The 15454-nt window shown below is 69.5% G+C and carries 12 protein-coding genes; 3 read left to right on the top strand and 9 right to left on the bottom strand.

What is annotated here, in order from left to right; all coding sequences use genetic code 11:
• Window positions 1-70: 70 nt before the first annotated feature.
• The 3 genes from OG782_RS14720 to OG782_RS14710 all read right to left on the bottom strand — a co-directional run bounded on the left by OG782_RS14720 (window position 71) and on the right by OG782_RS14710 (window position 3519).
• The gene (locus OG782_RS14720; protein WP_406459073.1) at window positions 71-517 is read right to left on the bottom strand and encodes a DoxX family protein; all 447 of its coding nucleotides are present in this window, start codon (window positions 515-517) and stop codon (window positions 71-73) included.
• A gap of 19 nt (window positions 518-536) precedes the next feature.
• A complete protein-coding gene (locus OG782_RS14715; protein ID WP_406451047.1) occupies window positions 537-2294 on the bottom strand; it encodes a discoidin domain-containing protein in 1758 nt (585 codons plus the stop codon).
• A gap of 112 nt (window positions 2295-2406) precedes the next feature.
• On the bottom strand, window positions 2407-3519 hold the full coding sequence (locus tag OG782_RS14710) for a DUF1996 domain-containing protein (protein ID WP_406451045.1): 1113 nt from the start codon (window positions 3517-3519) through the stop codon (window positions 2407-2409).
• Window positions 3520-3921: 402 nt separating this feature from the next.
• Between OG782_RS14710 and OG782_RS14705 the strand changes: the two genes are divergently transcribed.
• The gene (locus tag OG782_RS14705; protein WP_406451043.1) at window positions 3922-5838 is read left to right on the top strand and encodes a protein kinase domain-containing protein; all 1917 of its coding nucleotides are present in this window, start codon (window positions 3922-3924) and stop codon (window positions 5836-5838) included.
• A gap of 139 nt (window positions 5839-5977) precedes the next feature.
• Here the strand turns inward: OG782_RS14705 and OG782_RS14700 are convergent, their stop codons facing one another.
• Window positions 5978-6184, bottom strand: coding sequence for a hypothetical protein (locus OG782_RS14700; RefSeq protein WP_406451041.1), 207 nt, complete (start codon window positions 6182-6184; stop codon window positions 5978-5980).
• 40 nt (window positions 6185-6224) lie between these two features.
• Here OG782_RS14700 and OG782_RS14695 point away from each other — a divergent pair, with 40 nt between their 5' ends.
• Window positions 6225-6617: a hypothetical protein gene (locus OG782_RS14695; protein ID WP_406451039.1), complete on the top strand. Its 393-nt coding sequence runs from the start codon at window positions 6225-6227 to the stop codon at window positions 6615-6617.
• 556 nt (window positions 6618-7173) lie between these two features.
• Here the strand turns inward: OG782_RS14695 and OG782_RS14690 are convergent.
• The 5 genes from OG782_RS14690 to OG782_RS14670 all read right to left on the bottom strand — a co-directional run bounded on the left by OG782_RS14690 (window position 7174) and on the right by OG782_RS14670 (window position 14387).
• Window positions 7174-8544 (bottom strand): DUF1254 domain-containing protein, encoded by a 1371-nt coding sequence (locus tag OG782_RS14690; RefSeq protein ID WP_406451037.1) that lies wholly within the window; start codon window positions 8542-8544, stop codon window positions 7174-7176.
• A 455-nt stretch (window positions 8545-8999) separates the two neighbouring features.
• A complete protein-coding gene (locus OG782_RS14685; protein WP_406451035.1) occupies window positions 9000-9851 on the bottom strand; it encodes an EamA family transporter in 852 nt (283 codons plus the stop codon).
• Between the two features lie 18 nt (window positions 9852-9869).
• Entirely contained in the window at window positions 9870-10619 is a 750-nt protein-coding gene (locus tag OG782_RS14680; RefSeq protein ID WP_406451033.1) for a hypothetical protein, read from the bottom strand.
• A 201-nt stretch (window positions 10620-10820) separates the two neighbouring features.
• The gene (locus tag OG782_RS14675; RefSeq protein WP_406451031.1) at window positions 10821-12476 is read right to left on the bottom strand and encodes a penicillin-binding transpeptidase domain-containing protein; all 1656 of its coding nucleotides are present in this window, start codon (window positions 12474-12476) and stop codon (window positions 10821-10823) included.
• Window positions 12477-12608: 132 nt separating this feature from the next.
• Window positions 12609-14387 (bottom strand): dolichyl-phosphate-mannose--protein mannosyltransferase, encoded by a 1779-nt coding sequence (locus tag OG782_RS14670; RefSeq protein WP_406451029.1) that lies wholly within the window; start codon window positions 14385-14387, stop codon window positions 12609-12611.
• A 53-nt stretch (window positions 14388-14440) separates the two neighbouring features.
• Between OG782_RS14670 and rsmI the strand changes: the two genes are divergently transcribed.
• Window positions 14441-15337, top strand: coding sequence for a 16S rRNA (cytidine(1402)-2'-O)-methyltransferase (gene rsmI, locus OG782_RS14665; RefSeq protein WP_406451027.1), 897 nt, complete (start codon window positions 14441-14443; stop codon window positions 15335-15337).
• Window positions 15338-15454 lie beyond the last annotated feature (117 nt).

Here is a 15454-nt window from a genome sequence, read left to right as displayed (position 1 = left end):
AAGCCCGAAACGCACGGCACCGGCCTCCCGGGGGCAGTCCCGGGAGGCCGGTGTGCGGGTACCCGTCCCCTCAGGCGGGCACCCGCAGGTGCCGCTTCCGCCGAGTGCCTGCCTCCTCCCGGGTGGCTCCGCGGGAGGTGAGCAGCCGGTCCGCGGCCAGCACGCCCGGACCGGAGAAGACGAGCAGGAGCAGCGTCCAGCAGAAGAAGACCGCCGCCTCGCCGCCGTTCTGGATCGGCAGCAGGCCCGCCCGCTGGTGGACGTCGAAGTACGCGAACGCCATGGAGCCGGAGCCCAGGCACGCCGCCGTCCTCGTACCGAGGCCGAGCGTCACCAGGATGCCGCCGGCCAGTTGGACGACGGCCGCGTACCACCCCGGCCAGGTGCCGGCCGAGAGCATCGGCCTGCCGAGGACGCCGAAGAGCGAGGCGATCCCGTGGCAGGTGAAGAGCAGCCCGATGACGATGCGGAACAGGCTGAGCACGTAGGGCCGGGCCTGCCCGAGGCGGGTGACCATCATGAGTAGCGCCTCTCCGTCAGCTGTAGACGCCGAACTCGTAGAGCGAGTAGCCGTATCCGGAGCCGCGGGCCGTGCCGTTGATCCGTACGTAGCGGCCCTTGCCGTTGACGTCGATGTCGTCGATGTCGCCGTCTCCGTCCGTCACCGACTTCACCGTCGTCCAGCTCTGCCCGTCCTCGGACGTCTGGATGTCATAGGCCTTGCCGAACGCCGGGTCCCAGGCGAGCTGTACGTGCTTGAAGCTCGTCGAGGCGCCGAGGTCGACCTGGAGCCACTGCGGGTCGCTCCAGTCACTGGCCCAGCGGGTGTCGAACTTGCCGTCCACCGCGTTGGCCGCACCGCACGGGCAGCCGCCCGTCGGGTCGGTCTGGAAGGTGGACGCCGTGGCGGCCTTGCCCTGGGAGACGTTGGTCCCGTCGACCTTCGGCGGGACCACCTTGACGGACCTGGTCTCGATGCCCTCGTTGCCGTGGCCGTCGGTGGCCTTCACATAGACCTTGTAGACGCCCGTCTTCTTCGGGGCCTTCGCGGTCAGGGTGCCGTCGCCGTTGTCCTTGGTCTCGGCCGGGACCAGCGCCTTGTTCTGGTCGACGTAGTTACTGCTGAACAGCACCTGGTAGGTGATCGCGTCACCGTCCGGGTCGCTGGTGCGGGTGCTGATCCGCACGTCGCCCCCGGTCGGGACGCCGGTGGTGGCTCCGTCCACCGCCATGTCCGTGATCACCGGCGGGGTGTTGTCGCCCGAGGTGTCCGCGCCGTACGCCTTCTTCACGGCGTAGTACGCGAGCCGCTTCTGGCCGCCGGGCAGCAGGTTGAACCAGACGCCGCCGAAGTCGTCCTCGACGCCGTAGTGGAACATCGTCGCGCCGAGCGCCACCCCGGTGTGACCGGTGACGCAGCCCCACGCCTTCTCGTACCCCTCGCCCTTGGCGACATCGGTCGGCTCGGCCGGCACGCCGTTGGCGTCGTCGTCGACCTCCCACTCACCGGCCGGGCCCGTCTCGGTGACGATGTAGGGCTTGTCGTAACCCCCCTTCTCCCAGTCGGACTTGATGTTGCACACCGCGTTGTAGGCGTTGACGGCGTACAGGTCGAGGTCGGGGGCGTTCTTCTTGTAGTACGGCCAGGCCCCGGTCCAGGCGTCGGTCGAGGTGACCGGGTGGTTCGGGTCGACCGCGTGGATCTTCTTCGCGACGTCGTTGACGAAGGTGGTGTAGGCGTTGCGCTGGGCCTCCAGCTCGTCACCGCCGTAACAGTTCTGCAGGCCGAGCGTCGACTCGTTGCCGACGTTCCACATCAGCACACCGGGGTTGTCCTTGTAGGTGTCGACCCACTTGGGGAACTCGGCGAGCATGTTGTTCTTGTACTCGGTGTCCGTCAGGTAGTTCACACAGCCGCCGCTGCCGGGGCCGCCGCCGGGCTGGAGCCAGAAGCCGGCGATCACCTTGATGCCGTTGGCCGCAGCCGTGTCGAAGAGCGGCTTGCTGGTGGCGTCGGTGCCCCAGGTGCGGATGGTGTTGACGCCCATGGACTTCACGTCGGGCATGTACTTCTCCGCGTCGGCGACCGAGGGGCCCCAGGTCAGACCCTTGACCGTATACGGCGAACCGTCCACCGTCAGCTGCCAGTCGCCCTGCGAACCGGTGACCTTCACGACGTTGCCGGCCGCCTGGGCGGCGGGCGCCTGCACGGCGAGCAGACCGCCGCCGAGCAGGGCCGCCGCCGCGACCGGGGCCACGAGGCGTTTGGCCCTGCGGGTGGGGGGACGGTGCATGTCTTGCTCCTTGCGGGTGGGGGGACTGGTGAGGGGGGCAGGGGCCCGCACGATCTTGGAGAGCGCTCTCCGGCGTGGGCCGAAAAAGGGCCCCTGATGGGGGGCGTACGGGCTACGGCAGTTCGTAGTTCTCGTCGAGCACCGCACCCGCCGCGGGGTGGTTCTCGTCGTAGCCGTGCGGGTCGCACTGGAGGCCGCCCTTGACGCAGTGGGTGACCATCGCGTCGAGGGTGGCGGCGTCCCACCCGTTCATGAAGTCGTAGTGGAAGGAGTAGCCGGCGCCGCTCGCCAGCTTCACCTGCGACATGTCACCGTTGACCGGCCAGGCCATCTTGAACTCGATCATCGGCAGCGCGACGGGGTGGTCGGCCGGGCAGGAGTTGTAGTTGGCGCCCCCCGCGACCGGGTAGGCCATGTGGCTCTTGTGGTCGGGCGTGTCCAGGTGGATGCCGTCCCAGCAACTGGGGGCCTGGAGACGCAGGTTGAGCTGGACGTCCTGGCGGTCCGGGCAGGTCGCCGGGAAGTCGTAGTTCTTGAAACTGTCACCGCACTCCCAGCCCTCGACCGTGCCCTTGAGGTTCTTGAACTCCTCCTTGGTCTGCATCGGGCTGCCGACGACGTACCGCAGTCCTCTGGGGAAGGGGCGGACGCTGGTGTAGTCGGTGACACCCGACTTGTAGTAGATGGTCTGGACGCCCTGGGGCAGGACCTTCTGGTCCCCGTTGAACAGGCTCGGCATCCAGTAGCCGGACTTGTCGCCGCCCGCCAGGCAGGTGGTGTCGCCCGCCTCCAGCGACGCGGTGGTGGTGTCGGCGTTCGTGGTCGTGTTGCCCATGAACGTGTGGTCATGGGACTTCCCGGGCTGACCCGGATAGACGATCGGATCGTCGGGGGCGGTGTGCGTCGGGGCGCACTTGGCCTGGAACTCGTGGAAGTAGGCCTGCGGCGGAACCGCCGTGGACGGGGTGACGCCGGTGACCGGCGGGTCGGCCATGATGTAGCCGTCGCCGTCCGGGTCGTCGCCCGAGGCCTTGGTGGAGTCGGCCATGCCGGGCATCCCGGGCATGGAGTACGCGGCGTTGTGTGCGGTGTGCGTGCCGGCCGCCGCGGCCGGCGTTTCGGGGGAAGCGTTCGCTGTCGCCGCGATCCCGGCGATCCCTGCCGTGGTCAGGCTCAGCGAGGTGAACAAGAGCAGTCCGGTGAGAGTTCTCGACCTCCGTGGCATGGAGACCTCCTGCTGCGTGGGTGGGGGTGCATGAGGTGGGAGAGCGCTCTCCCGCTCCGGAGTGTTCCGCCCCCGACAACAGCGTGTCAATAGTTGGTGAACGATCCCCGCCCCGTGCGGATTTGCCGGGCCGGGACGGGATGGCGAGGTGAAGGGCGGGTGACCTGCGAGGAGTTGACGAACGGCGGAAACGGGCGCCACCGATCCGAATCTCCGTCCGCCGGATCCCGTCGTCGCCCGGGCCGGCCGTCACCGGCGAGGCCCTGTGTCGTTGAGCCGCGTACCGGCGGAACCGTCCCAGCCGTACCGGACGTCATCGCCCCCACCGGAATCTTCAACGCCCTCTAGCGTTGGGCAAGTTGTGCCGTTGATCATGCGGGTCGAGTCGGGGGGAATACCGTCATGGGCGGGGACGAGCGTGGCGAGCGGGAGGACTACGTCGCGGGGGGTATCAAACCGCTCACCGAGTTCGATCCGGCGCGCATCGGTCCCTACCTGCTGCTGGGGCGCCTCGGGGCCGGCGGCATGGGGCGGGTGTTCCTCGCACGGTCGGACAGCGGGCGGACCGTCGCCGTGAAGGTGGTGCACGAGGAGCATGCGTCCGACGCGCGGTTCAGGGCCCGGTTCCGGCGGGAGATCGAGGCGGCCGGAAGGGTCGCCGAACGGTTCACCGCGCCCGTGCTCGACGCGGGGCCCGACGACGACCCGCCGTGGGTGGCGACCGGGTACGTACCGGGCCTCTCGCTGGAGCGGATCGTGCGGCAGCACGGACCGTTGCCCGCCGCTTCGCTGTACGCCCTCACCGACGGACTGCTGCACGCCCTGAAGGACATCCACGACGCGGGGATCGTGCACCGTGACCTGAAACCCTCCAACGTCATGCTGACCGTGGACGGGACCAAGGTCATCGACTTCGGGATCGCGCGGGCCCTGGAGACCTCCGTCGAGTCGCTCCTGACCAGCACGGGGATGGCCATCGGGTCGCCCGGCTTCATGTCGCCGGAGCAGATCCGGGGGGAGGCCGCCGGGCCGAAGAGCGATGTGTTCACGCTCGGGTGTGTACTCATGTACGCGGCGACCGGGCGGCTCCCGTTCGGCCACGGGGCCAGCAATGCGCACGTCGTCATGTACCGGATCGTGCAGGAGGAGCCGGATCTGGAGGGGGTCGAGGACGAGGCCTTCAAGTCGCTCATCGCACGCTGTCTGATCAAGGACGAGAAGCAACGGCCCGGTGTGGACGCGCTGCTGGCGGACACCGGTGGCAGCGAGCCGGCGGCGTCGCAGGGCGCGTGGCTGCCGCCTGACGTCGTCGCACACCTCGCGCGGCAGGCCGCCCAGCTGCTCGACGCCGAGGTACGGCCACTGCGGGAGGAGCCCGTGGACCGTGCGACGGCCGACCTTCGCCCGAAGGCCGCGCCGCCGGTCGCTCCCGGCCTCGCCCCGCAGGGCAATGCCGGGAAGCCGGTCGCTCCCGGCCTCGCCCCGCAGGCCGATCCGCCGGTTGCTCCTGACCTCGCCCCGAAGGGCAAGGGCTCCGCGGCGGAGCCGGGCGGGCGGCGCCCCCGTCGGCGACGCACGGTCATCGCCCTGCCTGTCGTCCTCGTCCTCACCGTCGGTGGCGCCACGATGGTGGTGCTCCAGCCCGGCTTCGGCGACGCGGAGGGGGCCCGCCCGCCGGCCAGCAGCGCGAGTCCCGCTGCTGATGGCAGCAACTCGCCGGGTAAGCCGGGCAGTTCCCCGTCCAAGAAGGAAAAGGAGAAGGGGAAGGAGGACGGGAAGGGCTCGGGTGGCACCGGAGGTTCCTCGGGGACGCCGGCGGAACCGTCACGCTCCGCGACCACGAACGGAGGGGGCTCCACCGGATCGGGTGGCTCGTCCACCGGGGCGCCCACCGGATCGTCCGGCTCGGCAACCGGATCGTCCGGCTCGGCAACCGGATCGTCCGGCTCGCCCACCGGCCCCACCGGCTCCGGCGGTGGAGGCTCTTCCGGGGCTGCTTCCGCACCCGCAGACTCCCCGCCGCCTGCCGTGAAGGGCTTCAAGGTGGAGTACACGAGTGACTGCGCAGGCCCGTGCTCCAGGCCGATCAAGGTGAGCTGGTCGTCGGCCGACCGGGCGTCCGGATACGACATCCACTACACCAACAAGGGCAGTTCGCTCATGAACAAGAACGTCGACACCAACTACCACACCGGCGGCACGAGCTTCCCGATCGGGGGCACGTACTCCCGCGACGAGATCTGCTTCTCGGTGCGCGCGACCAACAGGTACGGGGATTCCGCCTGGTCGGAGCCCTGGTGCGGGACGGTTCCCTACTAACGGCGCATCGACACTCGGTCCGGTCCGGTCCGGACCGGACCGCTGGCCCACCAGTCGATCCGCCGCACACCCCGAGCACTCATCCGCGCCCACGGCCCGCGATCGAGGGCAGCCCCTGGGTGCATCTGATTCTCGCGGGTCAGGGAGTGAGGGGCCGGTAGTAGTGGACGGCCTGATGGCTTGTGGGAAATCCGTACTGCACGTCCGTGAGCATGCGCAGGATGAACTCGCCCATGCCGCAGTCGAATCGCTCCCAGTCACCGAAGTCGTACTGCACGAGAACCGGCCAGTCGTCGGGGCCGGCCGCCCCGGTCTGCCAGACGAAGCCGATCTCCTGCTCGGACACCCCCCCAGCGCAGCAGCCCGTGCCGGGCCGGTTAGGGAGCATGCGGGCGCCACAGCTCGGCGGCACGCACGGCATCGCCCTGGGACCAGGCCACGAGGTCCATGCCCAGGTAGCCGGGGACGAGGAGGTCGACGTGGTCGAACGCCTCGCCGAGTATCTCCACCTGATCCGGACCGGGCAGAGAGCCGAGTGGGACCGGCGTCTCCTGGACCCCATTCCTACCGTCTCCTGGAAAGGCGACGTGGTCCTTCTCTCCCCGGAACTGGCCGACACCCAGGCTCCCGAGTACGACTCCTTCAGGGCCGGCAACATCCTCGAACAGCCGCTGGCCGAGATCCTCCGTGGTGCCCATCGGCTTCACTGCGTACGCGACTTCCTCATCGGTTCGGACCGCTGCCGGGCCGAATGTGAGTTCTTCGGCTTCTGCCGCTGAGCCCAGGCCGCCAACCGCTACTTCGAGAACGGCAGCCTGAAGACCACCGAGACCAACTACTGCCGTGTTTCCCGGCAGGCCCTGGTCACGGCCCTATCCACCTTGGCATCGAAGGAGACGGCTGCACGGGCAACGTTCTCTCGCAGCCCCGAGGCCTCTCTTCGCTCAAGCAGATCGTCATCGACCGGGCCCAGTCGCTGCAACTCGCCGAGGCGCTCATGGCTGAGCTGGAGGTGACCTTCGGCGAGGACCTCGACGATCAGTAGCCCACCTGTCCTCGGGAGGCATAGCCATGGGCCCGAAACTCGTATTCGACACCTTCGACGACATACGTGGCCGGTGCGCCATCGCACCGATCCGGCAGGCCGGCAACGAGCCCGGCTACGACGACGGCGCCACCGCGAACAGCCGGGACCCGCAGCGCATGGCCGAGGCAACCGTGTCTCTACAGGGCGGATCCCCTACGACGGCCGAGGCTTCGTGGGAAGCGACCTGTTTCGCTCTTCGTCCCCACTTGGTTCGCGCCCGGCCGTCTGAGTGGGCTCGCCGGGCTTCGTCAGTTGGAGCGTTCCACCCGGGGCGGTGTCCAGGTGCCGTCCAGGATGGCCTGCTGGGGCCAGTAGGCGCGGATGTACAGGGAGAACGCGTCGGCCGGCGCAGGGAGCCAGTTGGTGGCCGGGGCGCCGTCGGGCAGGGAGTTGCCGACGTACAGGGTCAGAGACCCGTCCGCGCCGTACGCGAGGTCGGGGTTCTTCGTGCCCAGGGAGTACCTGCCGAGATCGTTCTCGGCGTAGAAGTGGTGTTTGTTGTAGAGCGTCACCGAGAAGAAGCCGTTGACCGGCGGCAGAGCGCCCGCTCCGAACCGCACCGTGTAGGTGTGGGTGCCGTCCAGCTGGATGCCGTCGGCGTCGGTGTCGGTGAAGATGTACTTCGTCTCCTGCGGCGCGTTCTCGAACATGTTCGAGCGTGCGAGGGCGGTGCGCGTGAGGTAGTCGGTGCCGAACGCGGAGTTGTTCGTCGGGGAGAACCAGTTGTTCCCCGCCGAGGGACCGTTGTACTCCCAGCGCAGAAGCGGAGTGATGATTTCCTGCTCGGCCTCGTGGGCCACCTCGATCAGCGCCTGCTTGACGTCCGGTGAGGCGGCGGCAGCGGAGAGCAGGACCCGGAACTGCTGGTACAGCGCCTCCTCGCCGGGCAGCGGCGGGACACTGTCGAGGACCTCGGGCAACTGGTCGAAGAACTTGGCCGGATCAACCCACCGGATCTCGCCCTCGCCCGCGGCTTCGGGAACGGGGAAGGTGGGAACATTCGCCCAGTCGTCGCTCTTCATCGTTCCGTCGAACTGGTCCAGCGGGTAGATCGTGACGTAGGGCAGCAGCTCCATGACCTTCGCGCGGTCCTCGGGCGTGTCCTCGATGAAGACGCGCGGGCAGAACGCGGCCAGAGCCGTCGTGGACCGGAACGAGCCGGTGATCTGCTCGGGCAGTTCACCCTCCCAGTTCGGGCCGACCACTGCGTAGAAGCCGGGTTTGGTGCCGTACTGCTTGCCCATCTGGGCGAACGAGTCCGTGCGGTGGTCCCACGCGGCCGCCACCCAGAACCTGTCGCCGAAGTCGGGAATCTGGAATACGGCCGGCTGCTCGTCCAGACTGCCGAACCCGAACCCGTACAGGACGTCTTGATTGGTGCATGCCACGAAGCGCTGCCCTGCCGGGATGTAGTCCGTCATCATGCACACCCGGCCCAGCGGTGCGTTCGGCAGCACACCGCCCCGCAGCCCTGGCTCCGGCACGGACGTCAGCGCGGTACGGCGATTGATCATCGAGACCATGGGCCAGCCCCACACATAGGCGACGCGTCCCACCGCCCGCACGAACGACTCCGGCATCCGGGTGCGTGACTCAGTACTCGCGAGATCAGAAGACATCGGTACCTCTTTCCAGCTCTCCGTACACCCGAACAGCTCGGACGCTAGCCGAGCCGTGCTGGACCAGCTATCGGGCTTAACCCAACCGGGGGAACCGGAGGCGGCAGGTCTGTTCCCATGCCCCGGCTCGGGGGTGGGCACTGTCGATGAGCGTCATCTTCGCGCCGTGTGCTCGACAAAAGGGGCGCCGGTACCGGCCCGTCGCCGGTCGACCGGCGGAAGACGGGCAGCCGGCGCCACCTGGTCTGCGACGGACTCGGGGTCAAGGCCCATCGCCCCATGGAACGTCTGACGCACGACGGATCGACCAGCGGCATCGGAGCGAGCTCCGTGGCTGCCTTCTGGCTGGGACAGCCGAAGAATCCTCGGGACGGCGTCCCCGTCCCCAGGCACAACGCGGCCGTGCCGGCCAACGGTTCGAGCCATCACGCCACGCCCCGCCCCCGCCACCGCGCTCAACTCGTATGCAGCATCAGCCCGATCCCCACCACCATCAGCCCCGCCGCCGCGATCCGCGGTGCGCCGAAGCGTTCCTTGAAGAAGACGGTCCCGATCGCCGCGCCCACGATGATCGAGGACTCGCGCAGCGCCGCCACCGGGGCGAGCGGTGCCCGGGTCTGGGCCCACAGGACGAGGCCGTACGCCGTCACCGACAGGGCCGCGCCGAGCAGGCCGCGTACCGCGTACGGGCGGAGCTGGGCGGGCAGCGCTGAGCGGCGGCGGCAGAGGGCGTAGAGGGGGATGGCGAGGCCTTCCAGGATCATCAGCCAGGCGATGTAGCCGAGGGAGCTGCCGGAGGCGCGTACGCCGACGCCGTCCACCGTCGTGTAGCCGGCGATGGCCAGACCGGTCGCCAGCGCGGCCAGGATCGCGGGCCACTGGGGGCGTTTGCCGGCGCCGCGGATGCCCCAGAGGGCGAGGCCGACCAGTCCCGCCGAGGCGACCGCGACGCCCGCCGTGGCCCAGCCGTCCGGGTGCTCGCCGACGAAGACGGCGGCCAGGACGGTGACCACGAGCGGGGCGGTGCCCCGGGCGATCGGATACATCTGGCCGAAGTCGCCCAGCGTGAACGACCGCATCAGCAGCAGCATGTACGCCACGTGCAGGGCGGCGGAGACGGCCAGGTAGGGCCAGGCCTGTGCCGCAGGCAACGGGACGAAGCAGGCGGCGGCCGCGCCGATCAGCAGACCGCCTCCGGAGATCAGGGTGAACGAGAGCAGCTGGTCCTTGATCGCATGGGCGATCGCGTTCCAGCCGGCGTGGGTGAAGGCGGCCGTCAGGACGGCTATGGCAACGAGCGGTGTCACGAGGTATCCGGGTTCCGGTCAGTGGGGACGGCGGCCGGTGAGGGCCTGCCAGCGTGCTTGGGCGGCGTCGAGCTCGTGGCGCGCCCTGGGGATGCGGGGGTCGCCGCCCTGGCGGGCGGTGATCTCGTCGAGACGGCGCCCGGCCTCGGACTGCCCGGTGGTGTCGTTCCGGGCACGGTCCAGCTCGGCCTCGGCCTCATCGATGAGCGTGGGCAGGTCCCGCTGGAACGCCCTGGCGATGTCCATGGCGTTGTGGACGTCGACGATGAACTTGCGGACGTACTCCTCGCCGAAGTGCTCCAGGTGATAGGTCACCAGGTGCCGGCGTCCGGCCGGGTCGGTCACGTAGATGTGGGCGGCCGTGAGGGTGTGGTCGGAGCGGACAGTGATCCCGGCCAGCGGAAGGTCGCCGCTCCACTCCTCGGTGCGCACGGCGAGAACGTGCTGGTAGAGGCAGAGGTTGCCGAGCTCGTCGAGGAATCCGCCGCGGTCCGGACGGTGCAGATAGACAACTCGCTCCTCGGCCTTGCGTACCCGGTGCCGGTGGGCGGCGTCGGCGGTCAGGGCGGCGGCCCGCGCGCCGGACAGCTCCTTGACCGCGGCCCGCTCCAGCTCGCGCAGGGCGTCCCGCGCGGTGTCGAGGTCGTGCCGCGCGGCGGCGTGTTCCTGGCCGAAGGCGAACCGCAGGCCCCCCGGGTAGCGGCGGAGCCGCCGGCCGGCCACGGCTGCGACGGCCAGCACGAGCAGCAGTATCCAGCCGATGATCATGGCCCTTCCCCCTGTACCGCAGACGGCTTCTCCGGGACCGGACCGATGGCGCCGCGTCCGGTCCCGCCTCGACGACTATCGGGAAACCGGACTGCGGCCGTCAACTTCATTGGCCTGCGGCCCCTCGTCTCCCGGCCACGGGTTTCCGCCCCCTGGTCTCCCGCCCTCTGGTCTCCCGCCCCCTGGTCTCCCGGCCACGGGTCACGGCCCCGCGCGCAGGACCTCCGCGACGACCGGGCCGGCCGCGGTGCCGCCGTGGCCGCCGGACTGGACGAGGGCCGCTGCCGCGAGATTGTTGCTGAAGCCGGTGAACCAGCTGTCGGAGGTGGCGTGCCCGTCGATCTCGGCCGAGCCGGTCTTGCCGCCCTTGAAGCCGCCCACGCCCGCCATGGCGGCGGTCGCCGTACCTTCCGGTTTCGTGGCGGTGTAGTTCAGCATCTCCCTCAGCTGCGCCGACACCCCGCCCGGCAGTGGGCTCGCGGTGGCGAAGGTCCGGTTGTCCAGGTCCTTCGGGACGATGTAGGGCTGAAGGAACTGGCCGTGGACGGCGGTGGCGGTGATGGACGCCATGTTCAGCGGGTTCATCCGGATCTTGCCCTGGCCGATGTACGAAGCGGCGGTCTCCGCGCCCTGTGACGCGGGCACCTCGCCGTCCCATGTCTGGATGCCGGTCTGCCAGTTGCGGCCTATCCCGAAGTACTGCGAGGCCTCGTTGCCGAGCGCCGTATCGGCCTTGCCGGCCTTGTCCAGCGGGCCCACCGGCTTGATGAACGCGGTGTTGCAGGACCGGGCGAAAGCCCTCTTCAAGGTGGCGTCCGGCATGGAGAAGTTCTCCAGGTTGTGGAACGGCACGCCCATCCACGTCACCTGCGGCTCGCACGCGACCGGCTCGTTCGCGCTGCCCAGCCCGTTCTGGATGATCATCGCGGCGGTCACGATCTTCATCGTCGAGCCGGGGGCGACCGTGGCCAGCCGGGCGGCGTCGAAGTTGTCCCGACGGTTGTTGGCGATGGCCCGGATCGCACCGCTCGACGGCTCCACAGCCACCACGGACGACTTGTCGTACTTCTTCACGGCCTTCTCCGCCGCCGCCTGGATTCCCGGGTCCAGCGTCGTCTGCACCCGGCCCGGCTTCCCCTTGGCCAGGGTCAGCAGCGTCTTGTCCGCGCCGTCCGCGTCCGCGCTGTTGATCCACGTCTCGATGCCCGTGGTGCCGCCCGCCTCGGAGCCGTACTTCTTGCGCAGCTCGTCCAGGATGCCGCCCAGCGACGGGTACTTCTCCTTGCTGAGCACGTTGCCGTTGCGGTCGACCGCCTCGATCGACGCCGTCTTCGACTCGCCGGTCTCCAGCGACTCGCCCTTGCCGAGATCCGGATGGATGACGGAGGGCAGCCAGTCCACGAGCGGGTGGCCCGTGGTCAGTCCGCGCACCACGGTCAGCTCGGAGGCGTACGACCAGGCCTTCGTCTTCCCCTCGAACGAAACGGTCGCCTTCACCGTGTACGGCACCTTCGAGCCGATCGCCGGGCCGGGGGTGATCACGGCCCTGGTGACATGGACGGTGTCGCTGTAGCCGACCAGGGCCGGTTCCGCCTCGCCCTTGTTGTTGGTGAGCTGGGCCGCGACCTCCGCGTCGCCCTTCGCCCACGCCGCGAGGAACTTCTTCGACGTGTCGGCTGTCTCGGCCTTGGTGACCGGACCCGTCTTCACCTCCGTGGAGGTGGTCTTGCCGTCCCCGCCGCCCCCGACACCGCTGTCGCCCAGCCCGTCCAGGATGTTGTACGCCCCGTACCCCACCCCGCCGATCACGACCGCGAACACTCCGCCGACGATGCCGATCTTCGCTCCGCTGCGCATTCCTGCGTCCCCCTCCCCAGGAGGCCCCCTTGAACGTGTTCAAGGGGGCTGTTCCGGGAACTTTACGGGACGGTAGTGACAGGAGTACCGATTGTTATCGGAATGCGATCCGCCATGGCGTGAACAGACCGGTTAAATCCAGGTATCCAGCCACATGCGGTCCCGCCAGGAATCTTCCGGAATGGCGGTTCCGGTATACAGCGGCCAGAAGTAGATGAAATTCCAGACGATCAATAGAACCAGTACGCCCGCGGCGACTGCCCCCAATGTCCGGCGCCGTTCACCCGATGGATCGCCCTTCGCCAGGCCCAGTTCGTTTTTCGCCCCGGTGCCCGCCGCCGGACCCAGCATCGCGCCGATCATCATGGCCACCGCAAGGCACAGGAACGGCACGAACACGACCGCGTAGAAAAGGAAGATGGTGCGTTCCTGGTACAGGAACCACGGCACCCAGCCCGCGGCCACTCCGCAGGCGATCGCGCCCGCGCGCCAGTCACGGCGGAAGAACCAGCGCCACAGCACGTACAGCAGGGCGAAGCACGCGGCCCACCACAGCAGCGGCGTGCCGAGCGCCAGCACCTCGCGCGCGCACTTGCCGGTCGCCGAGTCGGTGCAGCCGTTCTGCTCCTCGTAGAAGTACGAGACGGGCCGGCCCAGCACGATCCAGCTCCACGGATTGGACTGGTAGGTGTGACCGGACGTCAGGTTCACATGGAAGTCGTAGACCTGGTTCTCGTAGTGCCACAGGCTGCGCAGCCAGTCCGGCAGCCAGGTCCAGCTGCCGCCCTTGCCGTCGGTCGCCGCCCAGTCCCGGTAGTAGCCGTGCCGCTCCGGGTCGTTGTGGATGATCCAGCCGGTCCAGGAGGCGAGGTACGTGAGGACCGCGACCGGCACCGTGGAGACGAACGCCGGCACCAGATCCCGCTTCAGCACCGCCTTGTACGGCTGCACCGCACCCGCGGTCCTTCGCGCGCCGACATCCCACAACACCGTCATCAGGCCGAACGCGACCATGATGTACAGCCCGTTCCACTTGGTGGCGAAGGCCAGCCCGAGCGAGATCCCGGCCGCGATCCGCCAGGGGCGCCAGCCGAGCCGCAGCCCCTCCGCGACCCCGGCGTCCGGCCGCAGCACGCCCTCCTCGTCCACCGGCAGCGCGGCCGCGAGCCGGCGTCTGGCCCAGTCGCGGTCGATCAGCAGGCAGCCGAACGAGGCCAGCACGAAGAACATCAGCACCAGGTCGAGCAGCGCGGTGCGGCTCATCACGAAGTGCAGCCCGTCCACCGCGAGCAGTCCGCCCGCCAGACAGCCCAGGAACGTCGAGCGGAACAGCCGGCGGCCGATCCGGCACAGCATCAGCACCGACAGCGTGCCGAGCACCGCGACCATGAACCGCCAGCCGAACGGTGTGAACCCGAAGATCTGCTCACCGATGCCGATGATCCACTTGCCGACCGGCGGGTGCACCACATAGCCCGGCTCGATGGGGATCTTCACCTGCGACGGATCGCTGAGGATCAGCTTGTCGACGTCCTTGGGCCACGAGCCCTCGTACCCCTGGTTGATCAGCGCCCAGGAGTCCTTGGCGTAGTACGTCTCGTCGAATATCACCGCGTGCGGGCTGCCCAGGTTCCAGAACCGCAGCACCCCCGCCACCAGCGCCACCAGGAGCGGGCCGCCCCACGCCGACCAGCGCACCAGCCGGTCGGCGAGCAGCGGGGGCACACCGAGCACCGCCCACAACTGGCTCCCGGGGCGGGTGTACGGCGGAATCAGCCGTTCCCGCAACCCGATACCGGGGCGCGGGGAATGGCCGAAGCGGCGCAGCCGCTGCTGCCAGGAAGTCGGCTCCGGGCCGTGCAGTTCCCCGGCGTCTTGGCCCTGCCGGGCTTCGGGCGCTGTACTCGTCACCGCGCCATCGTAGGGAACGCATCTGTGCGAACGCCGCCGCCCGTGCTGGGAGGATGGACGTTGTGACTGGAACGACTGGAACGCTGGTACTCGCAGGGACCCCCATCGGCGATGTGGCGGACGCCCCGCCACGCCTCGCCGCCGAACTGGAGACGGCCGATGTCGTCGCCGCCGAGGACACCCGCCGGCTGCGCCGGCTGACCCAGGCGCTGGGCATCCACACCACGGGGCGTGTCGTCTCCTACTTCGAGGGGAACGAGAGCGCCCGTACGCCCGAACTCGTCGAGGCGCTGCTGGGCGGCGCCCGGGTGCTGCTGGTGACGGACGCCGGGATGCCGTCCGTCTCCGACCCCGGCTACCGGCTGGTCGCCGCGGCGGTGGAGAAGGACATCAAGGTCACCGCGGTGCCCGGCCCCTCGGCCGTGCTCACCGCGCTCGCCCTGTCCGCGCTGCCGGTGGACCGGTTCTGCTTCGAGGGCTTCCTGCCGCGCAAGGCCGGTGAACGCCTCGGCAAGCTCCGCGAGGTCGCCGACGAGCGCCGCACCATGGTCTTCTTCGAGGCCCCGCACCGGCTCGACGACACCCTCGCCGCGATGGCCGAGGTCTTCGGCGCCGACCGGCGCGCCGCCGTGTGCCGGGAGCTGACCAAGACGTACGAGGAGGTCAAGCGCGGCCCGCTGGGCGAACTCGCGGTCTGGGCCGCCGAGGGCGTACGCGGCGAGATCACCGTCGTCGTCGAGGGCGCGGCCGACTCCGGGGCCGAGGAACTGGACGCCGATGAGCTGGTGCGCAGGGTGCAGGTGCGCGAGGAGGCGGGGGAGCGGCGCAAGGAGGCGATCGCCGCCGTCGCGGCGGCCGCCGGGCTGCCCAAACGCGATGTGTTCGACGCGGTCGTAGCGGCAAAGAACGCGGCTCGGACCGGCCCAGTGGACGGCAAAGGACTATCGTGAAAGGCAAAGCGCGAGCCGCGTACCGGCCCCTTTTGCCACGAGTAGGCCAAGACCGCTCCAACACTCGACAGGGCCTGGTGCGCTCCCGCCGGTAAAGGCGTCCACTGGATCCAGGAC

The sequence above is a fragment of the Streptomyces sp. NBC_00876 genome, from assembly GCF_045207435.1.
Classification (GTDB): Bacteria; Actinomycetota; Actinomycetes; order Streptomycetales; family Streptomycetaceae; genus Streptomyces.
The sequence above is the reverse complement of the archived record's forward strand: the minus strand, read 5'-3'. Positions and strand labels throughout refer to the sequence as shown.